Origin of the sequence: Streptococcus sp. XMC (genome assembly GCF_021341835.1) — a bacterium.
GTDB lineage: Bacteria > Bacillota > Bacilli > Lactobacillales > Streptococcaceae > Streptococcus.
Genome location: NZ_JAJTNQ010000001.1, coordinates 490,739 through 512,114, shown reverse-complemented (window position 1 = coordinate 512,114; position 21,376 = coordinate 490,739). Strand labels below are relative to the sequence as shown.

The following is a 21,376-nucleotide window of genomic DNA, read 5'->3' as shown; positions in this document are numbered from 1 at the left end:
CTAGTCTTCAATTTCTGCAAAGAGTTGGGTAGCTTTAACAGCTTTCTTCCATCCCTTGTAGAGTTGTTCTTTACGAGATTCGTTCATAGAAGGCTCAAATAGTTCACCAGTTGCATTGAGTTCTTTCAATTCATCTAGGTCTTTCCAGTAGCCGACTGACAGGCCAGCAAGGAAGGCTGCCCCCAAAGCTGTTGTTTCCAAGTTTTTAGCACGAGCGATATCAATACCAAGAATATCCGCTTGGAACTGCATCAAGAAGTTATTCATAGCTGCTCCACCGTCCACTTTAAGGACTTGAATAGCCGTCTTAGCATCAACCTGCATAGTATCGATGATATCCCGTACTTGGTAAGCAATGGATTGAAGAGTCGCCTTAATAAAGTCTTCTTTGGTTGTTCCACGAGTCAAGCCAAAGACAGAACCACGAGCATTTTGATTCCAGTATGGTGCTCCTAGACCTGTGAAGGCCGGTACCACATAAACTTCATCGTTGTTGTGAGAATCACGTGCATATTGTTCAGATTCAGGTGAGCTTTCCACCATGCGTAGACCATCACGAAGCCATTGAATGGCACTACCTGCGATAAAGATGGAACCTTCCAAAGCGTAGTAAACTTTACCATTGATTCCATATCCAATGGTAGTCAACAAGTTATTTTCAGATAACTGCATCTCTTCACCAGTATTCATGATGATGAAAGATCCAGTACCGTAAGTATTTTTAACCATACCAGGTTCAAAGGCCAACTGTCCAAAAAGAGCCGCTTGTTGGTCACCCGCCATACCAGAGATAGGCACTTCTCCACCGTAGAAATGGAAAGGAGCTGTTTTTCCATAGATTTCAGAGTTAGAACGAACTTCTGGAAGCATAGCCTTAGGAATATTGAGGATTTCCAAAATCTCATCATCCCATTTTAGGTCTTTGATATTGTAGAGCATGGTACGAGCAGCATTTGAATAGTCTGTTACGTGAGAAGCTCCGTCTGTCAACTTCCAAACCAACCAAGTATCGATGGTTCCAAAGAGCAATTCTCCTTTTTCAGCCCGTTCTTGTGCTCCTTCTACATGATCCAAGATCCAGCGAATCTTAGTTGCTGAGAAGTAGGCATCAATGACCAAACCTGTTTTTTGGTGGAATTTTTCGACATAGCCTTGGCTCTTAAGTTGTTCAGCTAAAGAAGCTGTTTGGCGAGACTGCCAAACAATGGCATTGTAGATTGGAAGGCCAGTATTCTTATCCCAAACAACAGTTGTTTCCCGTTGATTGGTAATTCCGATAGCTTCGATTTGTCCTGGTTTGATGCCACTTTCGATAAAGGCACCAGCGATAACAGACTGAACAGAGTTCCAGATTTCATTTGGATTGTGTTCAACCCAACCAGCTTGAGGGAAAATTTGAGTAAACTCTTTTTGGCTAGAGCTAACTTTTTCTCCTTTTTTATTAAAAATGATGGCTCTTGAACTTGTTGTTCCTTGGTCAATGGCCATAATGTATTTTTCTTGTGACATGAACTGTCCTCCTGGGAAAAAGAAATATTCTTTAGGAGACGTACTCCTTACATTGTCTAGTATACAAAATAAACCGCTTTCATGTCCATCAATTTTTTTAAGAATTTTAAAAAATTTGAGTAGATGGATTCAGAACCCTTGTTTCATAAGGATTTCTAAGACTTAGAAAAAATGAAATTTTTAGAAAAATCTAATAAAAAAGCTAGGCAGAACAATTCGTTTAGAATCTGTTCTTCCTAACCTCAATTTTTTAATTACTACTAATTCAGCTCAATAATATCATAAAAGTCTCATCAAGCATTGAATAGCTTTATTAACCTTCTTCTTGGTAGATCATCTGGCGAATATTGGCTAGATCGATCATATCTAAATCATATTTTAAATAATAGACAGGAATCCGCTGGGTAAGACTAATCGGATTGTTGGTCACGATCAAATCGTAATCTGAAGCTGGATCAACGGCTTCAATGGTAATAAAACGATTGTACTCTAAGTAGCGCTTGAGGACTTCTGTCATCCGTGTATAACCTAAATAGCCCACTGTTAAGTCTAAGCCGATCTTAATTTGTCTCCCACTATTTTCCGCGATATAATCCATTAACTGGAGCCACTCCCACTTGATTTTTTTATCCAGAGCTGTCCCTTGGCAAAAGATCGGAAGTTTGCTAAAGATAGTGTCTGCTACTTCTCTATAATCATGACTACTAAAGACATAAGGATTGTGGCTTTCAAGTTGGTACTTATACTTGTCTTGAAGAAGGTAGCCTGTAAAAAGATATACCTGTCCACAAATTTGGCTTAATTCATAGGTCACAGGGCCTTCGATATAATCCCCTAATAACTTCTGCGTTTTCATCTCTTGAATGAGTTGCGTTGTCAAATTACCAATCTCTCCCCCAAAGCCTAAGATGTACTCCATAGTATGAAGCGGGAGGATCCGATGGGTGACAAGGAAAGCAAAGAGGACTAACATCTCTCCATCTTCATGGCTAAGAGCGATGTGTTTTCCTGAAAAGAGCTGGTCTACCCGACGAAACAAGCGTTGGTAAAAAATGTTATCGGTATAGCCCTTCATCTTCTGTTCAATTTCTTGAAACTGACAGGCATTGACCTTAAGTCGTTGCTGGGTAATGTGGGACCAGAGAACCAAATCCAAGCGTTGTCCTTGAGACAATTTTGCTCCACAGAGTTCTTCTAAGGTTGCAATTTCGCTTTGTCTTTCTTTCTTGTCCAGTTCTAGTTTCCAGTCTGCACTAGCCCAGACCTTTCGTAGCAAGCAAAAATAAAAATAACGAATCTTATGTTCAGGCCCCTTGAGGCGCCCATTTTGAATTGAAATAGAGAACTCAGTTAATAATTTATTCAAGCCCGAAATATGACGCCCTAGTGTGGCTTCACTAATCAAGAGTTCCTGAGCCAGTTGCTGGGCTTGAAACTGGCCCTGATAAAGCAAATAGATCAATAGTTGGTACTTGATAGCATTGTCCAAAAAAGCCCGCCGAATGTCACGCCCTTTTGTATCCGAACCCACAAGAAGGCGAAGATTTTCATCTTCTACCTCAATGGAAAGGGCCAGCTGATTCTCTTTGGCCTTGTCATTAATCAGTGCAAGATATTTGTTCAAGGTTGCTTTGGAAAAATCCGTCTCCGCCATCACTTCTGACAGACTGCTTGGGGAATGTTGCTGCAGATGGGACAGGATTAAAAACTGCCCACCCTCACTTTTTTCCATTAAATCAGCTAAATGCATTTTCAGAAAACCCTTCCATGATATTAGTTTTAGCATAACACAAAACTTATGAAAGTCGAAATATAATGCTTACCAGTCCCTTCTATATATTGCCCATTACTAAATTATAAAACCTCCCATCGAAATTGGATGAGAGATCAAACTCCATTTCTATGATTTTCGTATAGCCACTAGCCCGGATGATAATAGGATTTCGAAAATAACCAGAAGGATAATCTGAGTAATAGAACTCTGAACCAGCATTAGGACAGCCAGACTATCGATCAGCATGTGAGCGAGGATACAAGGAACAGCACCTTTCGAGTACTCCTTGAGAGCTCCAAATAGGAAGGTATTCCCTAAAATCATCAGAAAAAAAATGAGATAGTTGGACGAACCTGCTGTAATCCAAGGAAGTTGATAGATAGGGATGTGCCAGAGGAACCAGACAAGGGAAAGAACCATCATTTTAGTTATAAAGTGCTTACTAAAGGAAAGATGATCTTGTAAGAACCAACGCCAACCGACTTCTTCCAGACCTCCATATAAAAAGGTCCAGGGGAAATAGAGGAAGAAGGCCAAGAGGGAGTTTCCAGTAAAGCGAACATTCATGAGCAGGATGGAGATCCCATAATAAATGATGGGGATGAAGAAAGCTAGCATCCAGGATAGGTTACTTTCTTTTTGAAGAAAGACCTTTTTGAAAAATTCTCCCAAGGATTTAGTTTCACCTAAGACGATGGAAAAGCAAAGAGCCGTTATCATGGGAATCAAGTTCATTAGGATAAACAGGAGTGAGGCTCCCATACTACTCCTATCTGGGAAACACCTTAGGATAACTTGCCCTACTAGAAAAGTAGCAAGGAGGGCAGTCAGTGCATACCAGATCGCGACTGATTGTTTTGAAATAAATTTGCTCATTTTACCTCCGTAATGGGATAATCAATTAGATAGATTGCTCTCTAATCCGCATCGACCCAAAGATGGTATTGTTCACAGTGTAGACATCGAAAGAGATAGCCACACATAGAACCATCCTTGACTAAGTATCCAGCCACATCCTGAAATTCATCACGCGCCTTATATTCTTCCAATACTTGCTCTGCAATGCCCATCTCTTCCAGTTCACGAGTGCCAACTGTCCCCATATAGGCACAGTAGTCTTGGCAACAGGAGAGCCAATATTCGCCCTGCCAGCTACTATAGCCTGGAGTTTGACAGAAGAGGATCTGGTCTTTTTCCTTATCCATTACCCCTTGCCAATCAGCATCTTGGATAAACTCTGCTTCAAACTTTTGGGCAGCACGACCAGTAGAAATACAAGTTGGACAGAGATGTCTTAGCTCTTCTACACAATAAGGTCTCAGAGCATAATAGATGGTGTGATCTTCCCCACACGAAGGGCAGGTCTTAGGCTCCCCTTCCTTAAAGGAACCCGTCGCTAGTGGATCCGGATAATAGCGGAAGGTTGGCAATTCACGAACTTTCTCCTTATGAGCCTCTTTTTCTTTTTCGGTTAATGGACGAGAGAGAGCAAAGCGATCTCCATGACTTAGACTCATCTTTTCTAAAGTAAAAAGTTTCTTAACTTGCTTGCGATCAGACTTGTCTACTAGCTCTGAGAAGAGAGCAAAGGCACTGGCATACAAGCCCAACTCCTGATACACATCCACCAAGACCTGCTTAGCTTCTGGAGTTCCCAGTACGGTCAGCCGATCCGCAAATTCATAGAAAGCCAGCACGCTGGATGAATCCTTATCTTGCGCTTGGAACTGCTTTTTTAAGTGGATATATTCTTTCATAGAATCGTTCATAGAATTGCTCACTTTCGTTTTTATAGAGAATCAAATCCTAGTTTTTTTTCTTCAGGTGATTGTATTCTAGCGTTGAAAATGTACTTTAAACCCATACTTACCAGCATTTTGCTTGAGTTTTTCAACCAACAGTTCATTCCGCTTGCTTCTACCGAAAAAGAAGGGAATGGTCTTTCCATTTCTGAGTTCGATATAGAAAGCATAGCGACTTCCACCACCAGCGCGACCACGGAGCAATAAATAGGTTATCTGCTTCATCTCTTTCAATGGGATCATACGACGGCTGAAACACAAAGGCACATGAATGTAGAAGATGCCATTCGAAATGTGGTAAGGTTCAAAAAATGAGCCTCCACTACGTCGGCTAGCTAACCACCGACGAACGAATAAAGTAATGCTGAAGAAGCCAATAAAACCAACACTTAATAATACTGGTCCTGATTCTAAACTCTCCATTCCATTTCTCCTACCATAAATTCTAAATACACAGTACAATTGTTGACTCGGCCTTAATCAGTATGCTTTTTAGTCTTTGTTAATAAGATGATGACACCCACTAAGATTAGAACTCCAATTATAAAAACAGCAAGCTCTAATTCTTTAAATCCTTCAATATAGGGTAGGAAATACATACTTGATTCTACTAATAGAAAACCGATAAGAATAAGGGCTAGAGCAAAGTAGCTCCGTTTTTTATTCATCTTTAGCTCCTTTCCTTAGCTGGAGCTCCCATCAAACTTAACTAGCTGGAAATTCTATTTGGTTTCAACCCATTTTTCATTGTCCATGATAAAGGGCTTAGCTAGACCTTCACCGGTGTAATCTTGGTATTTGGTCTCCAAGTATTTGTATACATCTTCCTTGGTCGCAAACTTGATCGCTTGATAGGGCTCTTCAAAGGTCAGCTTTTCTACAAAGAGATAGCCGTCCTTGGCAGGAACCAAGACACCGACGTGCCCGACAAATAGGGTATTGCCATCTAGGTTATCATGAACGATGACGGAAAGCATGCGGGCATTTTCATTGAATTTGAAATTGGCAAAATACTCTTCCATCTTCTTGGCGTGAATCTTGACATCCGTTGTCGCCTCTGTCGGAACCCGTGAATAGAGAATGTTAAAGGCTTCCTTGTCTGCCTCATCGAAGACTTTCCCTTTCTCAATCGCATCATTGTCCACGAACAAGAGTTCACTGTCCGCCTTTTGCTTAGGGATCTCGATGCGGTTCTTCAACAAGGTATAACTATTGATCCGGCAGTTGGTTCCAACGAAATCTCCCTTTTTCTTGGTCCACAAGTCACTAATCTTCTCCACATCGTATTCCGTCTTTTTGAACGTACTAAAGTCGCCCGTCAAGCCAACAGAGCCAACAATGCTATCATAGTCCGTTACTAGACCCAAAAACTTATCTACACTTTCCTGATCCAAATAAGCAGACAAGAGAGCGCGCACTTCTTCGACACTTTCCTTGCTATTGAGGTTGCTGTAAGTTCCCTTGTAGTGCTCCTTGTCTGAACTGGCCTTTTGGACAGTGGAGCTTTCCTGTTTTTCCTTGGATTGCTTTTGGTTGGTCCCACAAGCCGCTAAAGCAAAGATCGCCAAGGCACAGCTAGTAAGGAGCATGATTTTTTTAGATGGTTTCATAAACTGGTTCCTTTTCTATATACTAAGATGTTTTGTAATATTGAATAGCGTTTTATAACATGATTCTTTTCTTTTTCTTATCGAATCTCCTTATCCTATATTATAGTTTAAAACGGACTTAGCTCCAACTATTTTTCACGAAATGAGGAAACTTTATAGGTAGCAAAAAAAGAGCTGGCAGACTATCCAGCTCTTCAATGAATAATAAATCTTATTTAATCTTATGTTTGTTCATCTTTTCTTCAAAGACTTCCGTCATAATGACACGCAATTCTTCCCGTTCTTTTTCAGGAAGGTCTCCTTGGCGCTTGGCAACGGCATAGAGTTCAGGGTATTGCTTGGCTACACGCTCCACTGTCTTGGTCGTCGCATGTCCTCTGACAAAGAAAGGAATGCGTTTAATCCATTCTTGTGGAACAAGAGCAAGCAACTTCTTCGCCACTTCCTTATCTGAAATCTCAGCCGTGCTCAATCCTTGCTTGATTTGTTCTTGTTCTTTTTCTGTAAAATCTTTTAAATCCATAGTAAACCCTCATTTGTTTATCTAAGGACACATTATACACCTATGTAGAGGAAAGTACAACTAAAGGATTTCGGAAAATAGCACACAAATGCGTTCATTCGATCTAGCATTATTTGCTCAGATCTTCTCTATAAATAACAAAGCCATTTGGCTGAATGATCAATCGATCATAGGAAATGCTCCCAAGACTGATTAGATCTGCCTGTCCGTTTTCTAAGAAAAAGTCTTTCTTCGAGTGGTTAAAGTAGGCTTTGAGCACCTGACCTTCATGTTTCCATTTTACTTCCACCACATCCGGCTCTACTTCTTCCAAGCTAACCTTGCCATACTGAATCATGCCGACTACTTCTTTTCGTAGCTGGATCAAGTCCTTCATAAAGTTCAGCATATCATTGTCCGCTGACACGCGCTCCCATGGCATGACACGGCGGCAATCTGGATCGGGGCCACCAATGAGGGCTAGCTCCGTTCCATAATAAATACATGGCGTACCGCGTTGGAGATAGAGGAAGGCGAGAGCAGACTTGACGGACCGAAGATCACCTTTGGCCGTCGTCAGGATGCGCTCGGTATCATGCGAGTCCAAGAGATTAAACATCACCTCAGAGATCTGCTGCCTGTAGTACATCGACTGGCTATTGATCTCCCAAATGAAGCGTTGCGTCTCCTTATGCCCCCGCAGGAAATAATCTTTGATACTTTCAGAGAGGGGGTAATTCATCACTGCATGAAACTCATCGCCATTGAGCCAGGGTTGGGACGAATGCCAGATTTCCCCGAGAATATAGAGGTCTGGCTTCTTGGCCAAGACCGCCTTACGAAAATCCCGCCAGAATTGATGGTCGATTTCATTTGCCACATCCAGTCGCCAAGCATCGATATCAAACTCTTCAATCCAGTATGTCGCAACCTTCAAGAGATAGTCCTTCACCTCTGGATTAGCCGTATTGAGCTTGGGCATATAGCCCGCAAAGGCAAAAGCATGGTAAGACAAGTCGCGACTATTCCACAGATTTTCTGAGGAGACAGGGAACTCTTTAATATGGAACCAGTCCTTGTAAACCGAATCTTCTCCGTTTTTGAGCACATCCTGCCATTGGGGTGAATCGTAGCCAATATGGTTAAAGACAGCATCCAGCATAATCTTCATCCCACGCGCATGGGCCTCTTTCACTAGCTGGCGGAAGGTCTCCTTATCACCAAAATGTCGATCAATTTCAAAATAGTCAATGGTATCGTACTTGTGATTGCTTGGAGATTCAAAAATCGGGCAAAGGTAAAGCCCTGTGATCCCTAACTCCTGCAAGTAGTCCAGATGATCGATGATCCCTTGTAAATCTCCACCAAAGAAATCCAATACTTGAGGAGCAATAGAGGCATCCCAAGGGCGAACGCCTTTTGGCGAAATAGCTGGATTCCCATTTGCAAAACGCTCAGGAAAAATCTGATACCAAACTGTCTGAGCCACCCAATCCGGAACAGCACACCCATCATTCTCATGGATAAAAGGAAGCTTAAAACCGTTCATGACGAAGTCCAGATTCTCCTTGGTGTAGGCTACCACACCTCGGTCTCCGTACAAGATCTTCTCTCCCGCTGTGTCCTCTAATTCAAAGAGGTACTGGATTCGTGCATGGCGGACAGATACCGACACTTGCCAATAATCAAAGAGGTCGTCGGTCGTCACCTTGTCCATTTCCTTGGTTGCCTCATAAAGATCCTCTATAAAAATAAAAGGATCCCCATAGTGCAAGACAATCCGTTTGATATCCTCTTTCTTGGTTCGGATACGAATGTGGAGCTGGCCGTCCTTATAAAGATAGGCGTACTCCGATTTAGGCCGGTGATAAATCGCTGTTAATTCCATCTGTCCTCGTCTCCTACTTTTCTTTCTCATCATTCATCAATTTATGCAAACGATTACACAAAATCATGTTCTAGTATACAACTTAATAAAAAGCTTTGCAAGTCAAATTCTGATTGAACAAATTCGTCCATCTATGCTAAAATAGACCTATTATATATATAAGGAGTTTCTATGCAGAAAGAAATTAAAGGCTTGTACACCATTTATGGTATGTGGTTGTTTTTCGGTATCATTGGGATGATTTTTATCTCATTCAACATTCCGAGAGCTCTTCAGGAAAACGATACAGTTGGGATTGTCTTTTCAATCGTATTCGGTATTATCTTCTTAGCCATGATTCTTGGATTTGGCCATTTGATCCGAGTCGCACCAAAAAAAGTGCAAGAAAAATACCAGGATATCTTCAATCACTATCCAGAACTTGAAGAAAACGTGGAATTATTTAAAGAGAATGCGACTGCTGTCGATAAACTGAACCAACTCTACCTTTACCGCGAAGCTATCTTCAATACACAATATGGACGATTCGTTAATCCTATCTTTCTCAATGAAATTCAGGCACTCGGGGTTCGTATCAAGTGGGTCCGTAACGGAAAGGTACGTTCGAAGAATCTCTTCTTACTTTCTAGAGAGGGAGAGAAAGAATTCGAGTTCGATTTAGGTATGGTTACACCTGTAAAATATGAACAATTAATCCTCTTCTTACATGCTGTAGTAGATGTCAAACCAGATCTTGAGTTCTTCAATGAAGTTGAAGATTGATCAAAAAAACAAGCCCTAGAAAGGCTTGTTTTTGTTTTCCAAAATTTTCTTAAAGGTACTTTCAATTTCCTCTCCACGTTTAAGAATCAAAACTCGTATGTCTTCTACTGAATAGATTGGCTTGATCTGGTTCTCAATAAAATAGGCAGACTGAAAAGTCATTTCGATATAATCATCAAAACTTAAATCCCCCATCTTGAATTCTTTCCAGTGATTTTGCAGATACTTCAGCATCTGGTTCCAATCTTCATTAAAATCCCTATGGATAAATTGTAAGCTTCTTGGTAATTTAACCATGCCTGGAATGGGGGTAAAGTTACCAATATAATGATAGGGATAGGCAAATTCACAACCATTCTTATCTTCTTCAATTTTATTTCGGTTGTATCTTGCTTTCCCATTGTTCATCACATCAAAAAGAAATCTAAAGCAAGTGGTATCACTCTTTACAAGGAGAACATTTCTATTTATAGAATAGGTATAAGCCTGGTCATATTTTTTGGAAAGAAAATGAGATAGTATTTCTCCCCAGATTAGTTGACACAGAGGTGATTGCTCATAATCGCCCACCGTCCATTCATCATGGTCCATAAAATTGTATGAAGCAATATCGAGTGTCTTCCACTTGCTCTTGATTTCATCCAACCATTCCTTCTGCATATCCATCCACTTAAACTTATTCTTTGCTTTTAAATAAGACATTTCAACTCGTCTCGCTTTCACTTCATGTCAGAGTCAGATAAAAACTGACTGCTTAAAGATGAAATTGTTCTCGGAATCGTAGAAGGTAGCAAAGACTCATTTAGCAATTAAATCAATTGGCAGTTGGCCTTATTCCTTACTTTTACAACAAATCCACCGCTATACCAGCTTCCTCAAAAACTGCTTTGACTTGTTCAAAATTGCTACTCATGATGGTTGCTTCTTCCAAGTTCGGAAACTGTTTTAATTCTTCCTCACTTACTTCATTTAGATCAAAACTATCATCTTCACCGTCCCACTGAGGTATCAGATTCATATAAATCTCGTTACCTCCATCCATATCAATCTCTTGGACATGCTGGGCGTACTCCTTAGGGATTTGGAGCTTTTCAAAATAGTCTAAAGCAGGTTGGATGATCTCCATGCTTTCAGTATCAATATCCAAGTCGCTAAACTCTTCTGCGAAATCAAAAATATCAAAAGCAGGCTTTAGAACTTCTTCCTCATACATCAGGACTTGAATAATCGCTAGCTTAAAATTCAAATGATCAAAGTGAAGAAATTCTTGGTCAGTTTGATTAGTTTTGTTACTTCCTTCTTCAAAAGACTTAGTGTTTCCTTGTAAGTCACTTGTATGGTTTTTAGCTGTTTTTTTCTTGAAAAAACGAAACATATTTTCTCCTTATTCTATGTAAACTGGCAATGTTCAATCTTCAGTATAGTCTTCTGATTCTTCAATCCTTTCCACATACCAGCTGGTCATATCTTGACCCTTTTCTTTATAAGGGTTGGGAGGAAACAAGGTAAAAGGGGGAATGCTGGCATCCGGGAAGAATAGTTCTACGCTTATCGTTCGCTCGCGATTATGATTGACGTAGGCTGTAAAATAGATATGATAATGTCCGCTCACATCACCACCATTATCATACTCTCCTCTAGCAGTATTTGGTAAGAGCGTCACAGATTCTATGTCCTGCTTTTCCTGAGCTAAATGTGCGATGATCTCACGCTTAATAGCAGCCTCATGATTTCTGACGAAATTCCCATCATCACTATATCCAGGATGCTCACTAAGAGAATAGAAAACAATGACCATCAGAAAGGGGAGAGAAATTAAAAAAATAATCAGCTTATTCGATTTTAACATGGGGACCTCCCTAGTTTTTACTCTTCGCCGCAGAATTTATTTTCGTTGTAAGAAAATGAATATTTTTATGGTTTAAGAAGTACTATCAGCTTATTAAAATATCCGTTTCCCATCGTCTGAGCACATCTTTTAAAGTCTCATCTAGATAGGTATAGGCCTTGTCCTTAATCCACTCAGGAATTCCATAAGCTGCTTCGGCTATACTTCCAGTGATGGCAGCAAGAGTATCACTATCACCTCCGAGAGAGATGGCATTTCGAATTGCATCTTCAAAATCTGTACTTTCAAGAAATGCAATGATGGCTTGAGGCACCGTATCCTGGCAAGTTTCATTGAAACGATAATGTGGACGAATTTCATCTAGTGATTGAGAAAGGTTATAGCCATACTCTTGCTCTATGTGTTCCTTGATAAGCCTCTTACACTCCGCAGGGTTGTCGTTGATCGGTTTTCCGTAGTCGCCACTGTAACCTCCAAAATAATACCGACACATAAAGATCGCATCATTCGTCGCCATAGCTCCTTTGACACCCTCTGGATGGTTATGAGTCACTTCTGCAGAAAGTCGAGCAAGAGCTCTTCTGGACGGCCAGGCTCCCGTTCGTGCACAGAAGCTACAATCCATGGCCCAGGCACATGGGGAAACACGCATTGCTGAGCCATTGCCAAAGCTATTATAAGGTTCTCGATCGTCGCCATCAATCCAATTACCAAATCTAGCACCGTAACCTGCATCGGGATACATCCTACCATACTTCTTCATGGCATCAATAAAGTCATCCTTCTGACCGCCATTCATAATGGCTTCAGCAACAGCACAGGTCATAACCGTATCATCAGTGAAAAAGCAGTCCTCACGAAATAATGGAAAGTCCTTCGTTTTAATGTTGTCCCATTCATAAACAGAACCTACAATGTCTCCAACTATTGCTCCAAGCATAAGATTCCTCCTTATTACATATCAGATTCATTACACATTTCCAATGAATCGCTCTTTAAAAACGGCTCCACCAAATCAATCCACTCTTGAGGCAGATAAGCTGACAAATAGCCATGATGATAGCCCTTGGCTTCATACAAAATCGTATTTGGATGCAGTTTTTGAAATAATTTTGCCGATGCTTTCACACAGTTCAATTCTTTTTCACCATAAATATACAGAACCTGCGCCTTGCTAGCAGAAATCGTATCCTTAAGTTTGTAACGCTCCATATAGGTTTTGTAAATAGTCACTAATGTTTTGATAGGTGTCCTTTGCAGATCCTCCAAATAATATGCTTTTATCTCCTCTGGATAAGCCAGTTTAGGATAGATTTTGTCCATCATGCCTAATTGAAGTTTACAAGAGAGTTTACAAAACATCAGTTTGCCAAATAGATATACCAGAAAGATGCTGATTTTAGCCAACCTTGGTTGAGGAATACAGAGGCTCCCGTCTATGATGGCTTTCTCAGCTATATCGCTGTCTATTGACAAAAGCTCCATAACAATTTGACCACCAAGTGAAACGCCACCAATCGCAAACAGCTTCCCACCACAATTCTCTTTGATATAGTCCAAGATTTCCAAGGCAGAATCTTCAGTTGAAACATAATCGAGATGATATTCTTCGCCATGACCATTCAAAGTAGGTAAAATAACACGGTATTCTCCCGACAAGATTCGTGCTTGACGAAGATAATTCCACCAAGAACTGCCACCACCATGTATCAGCAAGATAGAAGGCAAATTCTTATCCCCAAATTCATGGAATTTCATATATAAACTCCTTACTGTAGAACTTTCACTAGGTTCATCATTGTTCAATCAGTTTGAAGAAGCAGTGATATCGGCTCAACATCCTCAGTCATAGAGAACATATCCACATCCCTTTTAAAAATAGCATAAGGTTATCGTTTAAAAGGTATTACCTCGACAAACTGAGATTTTATTATTTCTTTTTCTTTGGTTTTGGTGCAGGTAACTCATCATACATTGAATTAAATAAGCCGGTTAAATATTCTTTGTTGTCAACATCATCTACCAATAACATTTCCTTTGCACCTTCATACGGTAATTCGTATTCTACATTCGGCATATACGCTATTGCAGATTTGACAGGCTTCACTAAAAATCTATCATCATAAATTCCACCTATGATTTTCCCTCGATAATAAATTATATACTCACCCATCATTGCTCTATATGATATTTCTTCCAACTCGGACAATTGTTCTAAAATAAAATCTAAATATTCTTTACTTGAAGCCATTTTGCTATCTCCCTTAATTACTAAAATTTCAATAGTCCATTTTCATCAAATTGAAAATTTGGTCCCCATGAAACTTCCCAATAGTATCCATCTAAATCCGAAAAATATGCGTGATATCCACCCCAAAAAACTTCCTGTGGCTCTTTTAACAATTTTCCACCTGCTTTTCATTACTAATTCTAGTACTCGCCAATATAGTATAAATTATATAACCAATAAAAATGATAATAAAAATAACATAGCAGCCAGTCTTACAACTTACTACTTTTCATATGATAATTTACAAATGTCTTTCCAGCCACTCGATCTTTTTAAAATCCTTATTGTTATTGTGATCATTTCGATAGGAGTCTTGAGAAGAAGCTTTGTAAATACTTAGATACTGCTCCAGACTTGGAAGACGAAAAGTGATGCCTTCAATGTGAATAAGCTCTATATCCGATTCCGAAACTCCTGCAAAATCAGGTAAGGAATCGATACTTCCAAATTCAACACTCACTCGATCCTTTTTGAATTCATGCTCATGAATATCTATTAAGACGTAGCCTAAGTCTTTCATCACTTTCATTATCTTGTCCCAGTCATAAATTCTGAGATGATCAGGTGCTTCCCAACCTCTAGGGTCACCAGGCACATGAATGTCAATGTCAGACGGCCCCCAATTTTCTTTCGTTCTAAACTCCAATCCCAAAGAACCCATCAGTGTCGGTGTAATTCCGACTCGATTTAAATGGAAACAAATGGTTTTAAATTCTTCAAATAAGAGACTCATGTTTACTCTAAACCTTTCATCTAAATGTTCGTTATTTCTACTTTATTACCTTGAACAAAATTATTTTCATTTTTTAGAGTTTATCCAGTTATTTTAGATACAAATTCTTTTCCTTCTTTTAAGGACCCAAATGCGACTAGATCTTTATAAGAAGGATTTTGATACAATTCCAACTTATACATCTCTAGTCCGTCTGAATTTTGAACGATTATCCACATTTCACTAACAAACTTACACACTCGACATGCGCTGTTTTCTTTATTTGTACACTTTTTTTCGTCATCGGTTACGGCATTAAAACACAATTTATCATTTTCTATTTTAGCATTCTTTCTTTTAGATTTGTAAGATTTTGCATCTTTAGTCGAAGAATCTCCTGTTTTAAAAATTATAGTCAACATTGCTGGATCAATTTCTCCATCAGAATTTATTCCGCCTACTATTATTTTTTCAACGATACTTTCAAAAATGGCCTTGTCAAACTCCGTCAAAGTCTTTTGTGAAGTTAAAATTTCTTTAAAATTCTCTAATCTACTTTGTATATCAACTTCTGATTTTAAAGTTACTTCTAAGTTTACTTTTCCTTCTAAAAGTTTTTCTTTCTCAATTTGTATTTGATTGAATTTATCTTCATATACAGAATCACTTATTTTTCCATCTAGATTCATTGAAACTAATTTTTCTTCTTTTTTGTACAACGAATTTAATTTACTAACTATCTTATTCAACTTCACTTTTAAGGTATCACTTTTCGTCTTCCAAGTCTGGAGCAGTATCATTCGGTTTTATTACTAACGGAAAAACAAACTCATTTTCATCCATATACTCATAGGGTACCTTAATTCCAACTGTACTCACAAGTCGCTTTGATAATTTCTTATCTAAACTTATAAGCATTACTTTGATATCCATTACCAGTATAGTTTATATTACAAATATCTAGCAATGCCTGCAACTTCCCATTTTCACCAATTCCTCCATGTGTAGATAAAAAGACGATATCTGCTAATTTACAAATTTCAATAACTGAATCTGTTATTTCCAATTCTTGATCAATATCAAATTCCAATAACCTTCCTTCTTGATACAACTTATAGATTTGAGAAAAATTCTTTATGACTTTATCACCAAAAATATATATTCCATTTAAATTTAGTCTTATTACATTATCAGTAGTTAGCGCTTCAGCAACTTGTTCTGAAGAAACTTCCGAAATTAACCGCTCAGGACTCCTACCACCATATAAAACTACAATATTCATTTGATTTACCTCAATAAAATAAAAAACAGTAAAACTTATTATAAAGCATTACTACAATTAAAAAATATTTCATATGAGGGGTGAAGGACTTGACCCTCCAATAGACACTCATTCGAACCCACCTGTATCATAGGCGCGTTTACCAATTTCGCCAACCCTGTATAAACTACTCATAAATTGATTATTGCATTATAATAAGCTATTGTTAATATTTTTTAGCAAATAATTGTGATATTTTTTTGAATTTATAACTTAGAATTGTCTTTTATAAAGGCTAATACCTAGATTATTCATAATTAAATAGGTATTTTTCATTCATCTTATTTATCTCCCCTTAATTTTTTTTCATAACTCTTTATAAGAATAACCAATAAACTACTTAGTAATCCCAAAATAACTAGACTTAATCTCGGGTTTAGAAGCCAATTAAAATAAGCGGCCAATATCCCTCCAAAAGGTGCAAAAATGGTAGCTATTACAAAAGAACTAGAAAGTATCTTTCCAATATTATACACAGTACTTTCTTGTTGCTGTATTGTTGTAATCGAAACAGAAGCTATTGTAATTAATCCACTCAAAATTGAATAACAAATTCCAAAGAATATCCAATTTTCTACTATTCCACTCGCCATAATGACAAGTGGGATGGTTGCCATTGATATATTCATCAAGATAAAAGCATCCTTCTTATTCAAAAAAGTAGAAAGAAAGGTTACTGCTATCAAACTTCCAAATCCAGCAATTGAGTAAACAATCCCAACAAGACTATTTGATAATTTTAATTGATCCTGTAAATAAATAATAATCGTTGCATTGAAACCTAACATAGCGATATTCACAACAATAGTAAAGAGTAAAGAAATCCTCAATTTAATATTTGTAAAGTTCTCTTTAAAACCTACAAAAATTTCTTTTATATCATCATTACCATTCTCCTTGTGTTCTTGATCTGGAATATATGAAATTAGTATTGAAAGAAATAATAACAAGAAAGAAGCACTATTAATAAAAAAAATGCTATTAATATTAAACTTTAACATTAGTACCCCTGCTATAGCTGGAGAAACTAATTTTGAAATAGTTCGGACACCTTGAAACTGAGAATTATATTTTTGCAATTCTTCCTTCTCAAATAAGGCAGGAGTAATGACTGAGAATCCTGTTTGAAAAAGTGTCGAAAATAAAGGTATCAAAAATGCAATAACGTAGTAAAAAAATATAGAAACTGAATATTTAGATAATATCGGTATTACACTACATAATAATGCAGGTATTAATGTAGACCATAATAGTATATTTTTCTTATTGAAATTATCTAATAAGTAACCCATAACAAATCCCAAGAAGAATTGAGGTAGCAATTCAATAATCACCATTCCTCCCATTGCAAAAGACGAATGAAATTCTTGGTAAATTAAGATTGGAAAAGCAATTTTCTGAAATCTATCTCCAATATTTGATATAAATTCACCAAAAGTTATTGTATAAAACGTTTTCTTGTTAATATCCAAAATGTCCCTTCTTTCTAGTTAAACCATGATGAATATCACTTTTATTAAATCGGTAAGACTTATTCCAAACCTCTTTGCAAGAGTTGATACCGCACTATTTTCACTTAAACCATACATAGTTTCTAACTCAATGAAATATACATCCTCGCCAGTTACTCTAAAATCAAGATAACAAATACCGTCTATTTCATAATAATCCAAAATAAGTATTTAGTTATAACTAAATACTTACCTGTACAGGTAAGATTCAACCTCCGACTATAATGATAATATCCATAATCAATAACAATATTCATGTAAATTTTAAAAGTTTTTTCATACTGAACATCCCTTTATTTTTATTTATTGTATAATAAATAAAAAACCTTTGAAATTTTGTTGGGAAAATGGGAAATATGAAATCAAAACTTGGTATAACACTCAGAAAAATTCGAAAAGGAAAGCAAATCAGTTTATGTTCAATTGCTGATAGTAATTTATCTAAATCTCAAATCTCTAGATTTGAACGGGGAGAATCAGAAATATCTTGTATTCGACTAATCAATATTTTAGATAAATTACATATAACTTTGGATGAATTTATTATTCTTCATGACAATAATTCTACTAGAACTGGATCATTCGCTAACTTGGTGCAATATATTCGAAAACACTACTCCTCAAAAAATTTTGCTAGTATTATTGAATTACTATCAAACTCTTCAAGTTTTAACTTGGGTCCTTATGAAAAGACAATGGTAAAATCGATTCTCTATACCACAAATAAAAATTTTCTCCCCTCGGACGAGGAATTATTACAGCTTACAGATTATCTTTTTAAAGTTGAAAACTGGGGTTACTATGAAATTATCTTATTAGGTAACTGTGTAAGAACAATTAATTATAACTCCTTTTTCCTATTAACTATAGAAATGTTAAAAAATTATCTCTATTCATCTTTGAACAAGACAAATAAACGGCTTGTTACACAATTAGCAATCAATTGCCTAATTGTTAGTATTGATAATGAAGAATTTCAAAATTGTAGTTTTCTAATCAAAGAAGTAAAAAAATTACTAAACAATGAATTAAACTATTATGAACAAACCGTCTTCTTATATACGTGTGGGTATTTTGAATTTAAGCGCAATCATGCGAACGGAATCGAAAAGATGAAACAAGCACTTCAGGTGTTTGAAATTTTAGGAGAACATAATATAAAAGCACATTACCAAGAGCACTATGACAAATATATTAATCAGTAACATAAAGGTAGTTAATCTTTAACCACCATAGGATTAGTTCTTGTTATTCCAATAGTATGCCTGTCGAACAAAGAAAAAAGTAGGCTAAATTTCTAACCTACTTTTTCTTGCTCTACTCTGATAAAGCCGTCTCATATATAGACATTTTATGTCTGAAGGAATCTTTTCCCCCCTCTAATTGATTGATGATATGATTTTTTATATATTTTTCACTAACATATCCCTGTGATTCAATCCATCCATTAACTCCATCTGACTCCATAATAACAACTTGATCTGCCATTGAATTTGTTACAATTGTAGCATTATGTGTTGCTAAAATAATTTGTCGTTGAGCTTTCACATCTCTAAACTGCTGGACTAAATGCCTGTAAATATATCGATTGTCTAGATTATCTTCAGGCTGATCAATAATCAATGGTCTGAAGTCTTTAGAATAATCACTATATGCTAATAAAAAATCAAGCATTGCTACAACCTTTTGTCCCAAACTTAATACACCAACTTCTTTATAGAGGATATCAAGTTGTTGTGAGGTTTCTTTAGAGTTAATATTAAACTCCAAAAATAGCCTTTCATTAGCTACATGCGCTTTTAAAACTCTTTTAAATTCATTTAATAAACTACTATTTTCAATTAAAGAGTAGATACTCGTTTTTAAATGCGTAATGTTGTATTCATTAATTTCAGACTTATCTCTCCATTTATTTTCTTTTTTTGCAAAATTATCCTCAGAGATACTTTTTAAAATAATAAAATACTTATTTGGAATACTTTGTCTTACAATGACTTTAACAAATTCTTTCATTCCTAGCTCTCGATAGATAAGATACAAAACTTCTGTTACATCTTGCATACTAATTCTATAGTTTTCAAACGAAGAACGTGGAAATGAATTATTCTTGAAAAGACAACTTTCCAAATGTGGTTCTTCCCATTTATCAATTTGCTCATAACAAATTCTTAACTTACCAATCTGAGTTTTATTAAAATCCTCAATTATTTCGAGTATTAATTGCTTCCGCTCTTTTAAATATTCATCTAGTTCCTTTAATTTTACTTCAAACGATTCGAGTGTCTGAGTTCTTAGCCCATAGTCTGGTCTCGGTAATTTTTTATTTTTAATCATTAAATCGGAAATAAATTCTGTAATTTTTTCACCGTCCGCTGTTCTAACTAACTCATTAACAGAATATCTCCTATCAAACATTTTCTCTAAAATTCTAGTTTTATCAACTAATTTAAAATAATTACCTTCAACTTTATAAACTTTTGTGTACTGAGATCGTGTCCATTCTTTAACAGAGTCAGAATCAAATCTATAAGAATAGCCAAACTTATTCTCTCGATTTTGCCCATAATATTGTAAAATATTATCCTTATTTTCTTGTTTGACATCTGGTAAACTAACTTCAATAATGTATTCAGTTTCTTCTAAAACATAGAGTACAAAAGCATTTGCATGGTTACATAGAAATTCCAATTTGCTTTGCTTATCACAATTTTGAGAAAGTACAAATTGTAACATATCAATTAATGTGCTTTTTCCTGTACCTCTCCCTCCAATTAAACAATTCATAGATGGTGAAAATGTTAAAAAGAAGTCTTTATCTTTTTTTAACTTATCACCCGCAAGAAAACTTCTATTCCCCCCACGATTTTCTATATATAATCCTTTTATATAAGACTTTTGTTTCAAGCTTGGCTCACATAAACTAACTGATACGTTATAATCAAACAATGCTTCTTGAAACATCTTGAAAGAAATTTTTCCACCTTTCAACCATAGATTATTCTTCCCGAGTGAATCAATATCGTGAGAATCATTATCTAATAGAAAGTTGGGCTCACAATTAAAATCTGCTAATAGTTTATTTCTAGACCCTTCAACAGAATTTATATTTTTAACACCAATAAATCGTGTATTTTCTTTAGAAAAAATTTTTCGTTTATATGCACCTGATAAGTGAGAACCTTTTTTCAAAATGTTATAACTGTTGAAATGAGCAATATAGTTAACTATTTTTTGATTATTGAAATCTTTCATTATAGTTAATGAGTGTTGATAACTTCCATCTTTCTCACTTATAATATTTTCACTTAACCATTGATTAACCCATGATTCTTGTTCATAATCATATATACATACAATATGCAGTTTATCCGCTGCACTAATTTCTACTCCATGTAAAATATGAGGATGTATATCATAATTCGGATAAGTTTGCATTATGATTGAGACTGCCTTTTGCAACTTTTTAATACCTTTGGTAGTATTATGATCAGTTACTACAACTATTTCTATTCCATTTTTTATGATTGCCTCTGCTAACATAAGAAAACTAATATATTCTTTTGAACTAGAAAAAACAACCTTATCAAAATTACTAAAAAAAATTGTCTTATCAACTTTTATTTTCTTATTTTCAAAAAATATATCATATAGTTCATCTTCAGTAATTTTTCTATATTTCGTTGCAGTCCAATTAGAAAATAGCTTGTAATCATAAGAAACAGGTGTATGCAAATGAATTAAAGTCTTGTGAAAGCTACCGAATTTCTCTTTGGAATTTGTTAGTTCTTGATAAACAGACTTTATCTTGTTATTAAACCCTCTCACTTCTACTCTCCTAAAAATATA

Annotated in this window: 22 protein-coding genes and 2 pseudogenes; 2 read left to right on the top strand and 22 right to left on the bottom strand. The window is 36.5% G+C overall.

The genetic code is table 11. The features are described 5' to 3' along the window. The 9 genes from glpK to LXO72_RS02345 form a co-directional block, all read right to left on the bottom strand. Positions 1-1,509, bottom strand: a complete 1,509-nt coding sequence (gene glpK, locus LXO72_RS02385) for a glycerol kinase GlpK (protein ID WP_009730830.1) — start codon at positions 1,507-1,509, stop codon at positions 1-3. Between the two features lie 313 nt (positions 1,510-1,822). After that, positions 1,823-3,259 carry a helix-turn-helix domain-containing protein gene (locus LXO72_RS02380; protein ID WP_233331421.1) on the bottom strand — a complete coding sequence of 479 codons (1,437 nt, stop codon included), beginning with the start codon at positions 3,257-3,259 and terminating at the stop codon, positions 1,823-1,825. A 150-nt stretch (positions 3,260-3,409) separates the two neighbouring features. After that, positions 3,410-4,159 (bottom strand): CPBP family intramembrane glutamic endopeptidase, encoded by a 750-nt coding sequence (locus tag LXO72_RS02375; protein ID WP_233331420.1) that lies wholly within the window; start codon positions 4,157-4,159, stop codon positions 3,410-3,412. A 41-nt stretch (positions 4,160-4,200) separates the two neighbouring features. Further along, positions 4,201-5,052: a CbrC family protein gene (locus LXO72_RS02370; RefSeq protein WP_233331419.1), complete on the bottom strand. Its 852-nt coding sequence runs from the start codon at positions 5,050-5,052 to the stop codon at positions 4,201-4,203. 66 nt (positions 5,053-5,118) lie between these two features. Continuing rightward, positions 5,119-5,508, bottom strand: a complete 390-nt coding sequence (locus tag LXO72_RS02365; protein ID WP_154857934.1) for a hypothetical protein — start codon at positions 5,506-5,508, stop codon at positions 5,119-5,121. Between the two features lie 53 nt (positions 5,509-5,561). Further along, positions 5,562-5,753, bottom strand: a complete 192-nt coding sequence (locus LXO72_RS02360; protein ID WP_233331418.1) for a hypothetical protein — start codon at positions 5,751-5,753, stop codon at positions 5,562-5,564. Positions 5,754-5,807: 54 nt separating this feature from the next. Further along, positions 5,808-6,695, bottom strand: coding sequence for a DUF4300 family protein (locus tag LXO72_RS02355; RefSeq protein ID WP_233331417.1), 888 nt, complete (start codon positions 6,693-6,695; stop codon positions 5,808-5,810). Positions 6,696-6,906: 211 nt separating this feature from the next. Next, the gene (locus LXO72_RS02350; protein WP_233331416.1) at positions 6,907-7,218 is read right to left on the bottom strand and encodes a hypothetical protein; all 312 of its coding nucleotides are present in this window, start codon (positions 7,216-7,218) and stop codon (positions 6,907-6,909) included. A gap of 109 nt (positions 7,219-7,327) precedes the next feature. Beyond that, positions 7,328-9,085: a glycoside hydrolase family 13 protein gene (locus tag LXO72_RS02345; RefSeq protein ID WP_233331415.1), complete on the bottom strand. Its 1,758-nt coding sequence runs from the start codon at positions 9,083-9,085 to the stop codon at positions 7,328-7,330. Between the two features lie 171 nt (positions 9,086-9,256). Here LXO72_RS02345 and LXO72_RS02340 point away from each other — a divergent pair, with 171 nt between their 5' ends. Next, the gene (locus LXO72_RS02340; RefSeq protein ID WP_233331414.1) at positions 9,257-9,847 is read left to right on the top strand and encodes a hypothetical protein; all 591 of its coding nucleotides are present in this window, start codon (positions 9,257-9,259) and stop codon (positions 9,845-9,847) included. A gap of 15 nt (positions 9,848-9,862) precedes the next feature. Here the strand turns inward: LXO72_RS02340 and LXO72_RS02335 are convergent, their stop codons facing one another. The 12 genes and pseudogenes from LXO72_RS02335 to LXO72_RS02275 form a co-directional block, all read right to left on the bottom strand. Beyond that, positions 9,863-10,549 (bottom strand): hypothetical protein, encoded by a 687-nt coding sequence (locus tag LXO72_RS02335; RefSeq protein WP_233331413.1) that lies wholly within the window; start codon positions 10,547-10,549, stop codon positions 9,863-9,865. A gap of 142 nt (positions 10,550-10,691) precedes the next feature. Then, a complete protein-coding gene (locus LXO72_RS02330) occupies positions 10,692-11,222 on the bottom strand; it encodes a DUF6892 domain-containing protein (RefSeq protein ID WP_233331412.1) in 531 nt (176 codons plus the stop codon). Between the two features lie 33 nt (positions 11,223-11,255). Then, positions 11,256-11,696: a hypothetical protein gene (locus LXO72_RS02325; RefSeq protein ID WP_233331411.1), complete on the bottom strand. Its 441-nt coding sequence runs from the start codon at positions 11,694-11,696 to the stop codon at positions 11,256-11,258. Between the two features lie 85 nt (positions 11,697-11,781). Continuing rightward, positions 11,782-12,636, bottom strand: a complete 855-nt coding sequence (locus tag LXO72_RS02320; protein ID WP_233331410.1) for an ADP-ribosylglycohydrolase family protein — start codon at positions 12,634-12,636, stop codon at positions 11,782-11,784. Positions 12,637-12,650: 14 nt separating this feature from the next. Beyond that, positions 12,651-13,454 carry an alpha/beta fold hydrolase gene (locus LXO72_RS02315; RefSeq protein ID WP_233331409.1) on the bottom strand — a complete coding sequence of 268 codons (804 nt, stop codon included), beginning with the start codon at positions 13,452-13,454 and terminating at the stop codon, positions 12,651-12,653. A gap of 172 nt (positions 13,455-13,626) precedes the next feature. Then, positions 13,627-13,947, bottom strand: coding sequence for a TfoX/Sxy family protein (locus LXO72_RS02310; RefSeq protein WP_003003487.1), 321 nt, complete (start codon positions 13,945-13,947; stop codon positions 13,627-13,629). Positions 13,948-13,967: 20 nt separating this feature from the next. After that, positions 13,968-14,108, bottom strand: a pseudogene (locus LXO72_RS02305) (VOC family protein); the annotation flags it as partial. 119 nt (positions 14,109-14,227) lie between these two features. Further along, positions 14,228-14,719 carry a nucleotidyltransferase gene (locus LXO72_RS02295; protein WP_075230087.1) on the bottom strand — a complete coding sequence of 164 codons (492 nt, stop codon included), beginning with the start codon at positions 14,717-14,719 and terminating at the stop codon, positions 14,228-14,230. A gap of 80 nt (positions 14,720-14,799) precedes the next feature. After that, positions 14,800-15,465, bottom strand: a pseudogene (locus LXO72_RS02290) (hypothetical protein); the annotation flags it as partial. Positions 15,466-15,596: 131 nt separating this feature from the next. After that, positions 15,597-15,980 (bottom strand): hypothetical protein, encoded by a 384-nt coding sequence (locus LXO72_RS02285; RefSeq protein ID WP_233331408.1) that lies wholly within the window; start codon positions 15,978-15,980, stop codon positions 15,597-15,599. A 320-nt stretch (positions 15,981-16,300) separates the two neighbouring features. Then, positions 16,301-17,491, bottom strand: coding sequence for an MFS transporter (locus tag LXO72_RS02280; protein ID WP_233331407.1), 1,191 nt, complete (start codon positions 17,489-17,491; stop codon positions 16,301-16,303). Between the two features lie 18 nt (positions 17,492-17,509). Then, the gene (locus LXO72_RS02275; protein WP_233331406.1) at positions 17,510-17,692 is read right to left on the bottom strand and encodes a hypothetical protein; all 183 of its coding nucleotides are present in this window, start codon (positions 17,690-17,692) and stop codon (positions 17,510-17,512) included. A 194-nt stretch (positions 17,693-17,886) separates the two neighbouring features. Between LXO72_RS02275 and LXO72_RS02270 the strand changes: the two genes are divergently transcribed. Beyond that, positions 17,887-18,735 carry a helix-turn-helix domain-containing protein gene (locus tag LXO72_RS02270; protein ID WP_233331405.1) on the top strand — a complete coding sequence of 283 codons (849 nt, stop codon included), beginning with the start codon at positions 17,887-17,889 and terminating at the stop codon, positions 18,733-18,735. 112 nt (positions 18,736-18,847) lie between these two features. Here LXO72_RS02270 and LXO72_RS10185 read toward each other — a convergent pair whose 3' ends face one another. Further along, entirely contained in the window at positions 18,848-21,355 is a 2,508-nt protein-coding gene (locus tag LXO72_RS10185; protein WP_233331404.1) for a Spaf_1101 family AAA-like ATPase, read from the bottom strand. Between the last annotated feature and the right edge of the window lie 21 nt (positions 21,356-21,376).

Coding starts and splice junctions, on each gene's coding strand:
- LXO72_RS02370 (WP_233331419.1), bottom strand. CDS start 5,052: ATGAACGATTCTATGAAAGAATATATCCACTTAAAAAAGCAGTTCCAA.
- LXO72_RS02335 (WP_233331413.1), bottom strand. CDS start 10,549: ATGTCTTATTTAAAAGCAAAGAATAAGTTTAAGTGGATGGATATGCAG.
- LXO72_RS02345 (WP_233331415.1), bottom strand. CDS start 9,085: ATGGAATTAACAGCGATTTATCACCGGCCTAAATCGGAGTACGCCTAT.
- LXO72_RS02330 (WP_233331412.1), bottom strand. CDS start 11,222: ATGTTTCGTTTTTTCAAGAAAAAAACAGCTAAAAACCATACAAGTGAC.
- LXO72_RS02360 (WP_233331418.1), bottom strand. CDS start 5,753: ATGAATAAAAAACGGAGCTACTTTGCTCTAGCCCTTATTCTTATCGGT.
- LXO72_RS02340 (WP_233331414.1), top strand. CDS start 9,257: ATGCAGAAAGAAATTAAAGGCTTGTACACCATTTATGGTATGTGGTTG.
- LXO72_RS02310 (WP_003003487.1), bottom strand. CDS start 13,947: ATGGCTTCAAGTAAAGAATATTTAGATTTTATTTTAGAACAATTGTCC.
- LXO72_RS02320 (WP_233331410.1), bottom strand. CDS start 12,636: ATGCTTGGAGCAATAGTTGGAGACATTGTAGGTTCTGTTTATGAATGG.
- LXO72_RS02325 (WP_233331411.1), bottom strand. CDS start 11,696: ATGTTAAAATCGAATAAGCTGATTATTTTTTTAATTTCTCTCCCCTTT.
- LXO72_RS02380 (WP_233331421.1), bottom strand. CDS start 3,259: ATGCATTTAGCTGATTTAATGGAAAAAAGTGAGGGTGGGCAGTTTTTA.
- LXO72_RS02375 (WP_233331420.1), bottom strand. CDS start 4,159: ATGAGCAAATTTATTTCAAAACAATCAGTCGCGATCTGGTATGCACTG.
- glpK (WP_009730830.1), bottom strand. CDS start 1,509: ATGTCACAAGAAAAATACATTATGGCCATTGACCAAGGAACAACAAGT.
- LXO72_RS02315 (WP_233331409.1), bottom strand. CDS start 13,454: ATGAAATTCCATGAATTTGGGGATAAGAATTTGCCTTCTATCTTGCTG.
- LXO72_RS02355 (WP_233331417.1), bottom strand. CDS start 6,695: ATGAAACCATCTAAAAAAATCATGCTCCTTACTAGCTGTGCCTTGGCG.
- LXO72_RS02350 (WP_233331416.1), bottom strand. CDS start 7,218: ATGGATTTAAAAGATTTTACAGAAAAAGAACAAGAACAAATCAAGCAA.
- LXO72_RS02285 (WP_233331408.1), bottom strand. CDS start 15,980: ATGAATATTGTAGTTTTATATGGTGGTAGGAGTCCTGAGCGGTTAATT.
- LXO72_RS02365 (WP_154857934.1), bottom strand. CDS start 5,508: ATGGAGAGTTTAGAATCAGGACCAGTATTATTAAGTGTTGGTTTTATT.
- LXO72_RS02295 (WP_075230087.1), bottom strand. CDS start 14,719: ATGAGTCTCTTATTTGAAGAATTTAAAACCATTTGTTTCCATTTAAAT.
- LXO72_RS02270 (WP_233331405.1), top strand. CDS start 17,887: ATGAAATCAAAACTTGGTATAACACTCAGAAAAATTCGAAAAGGAAAG.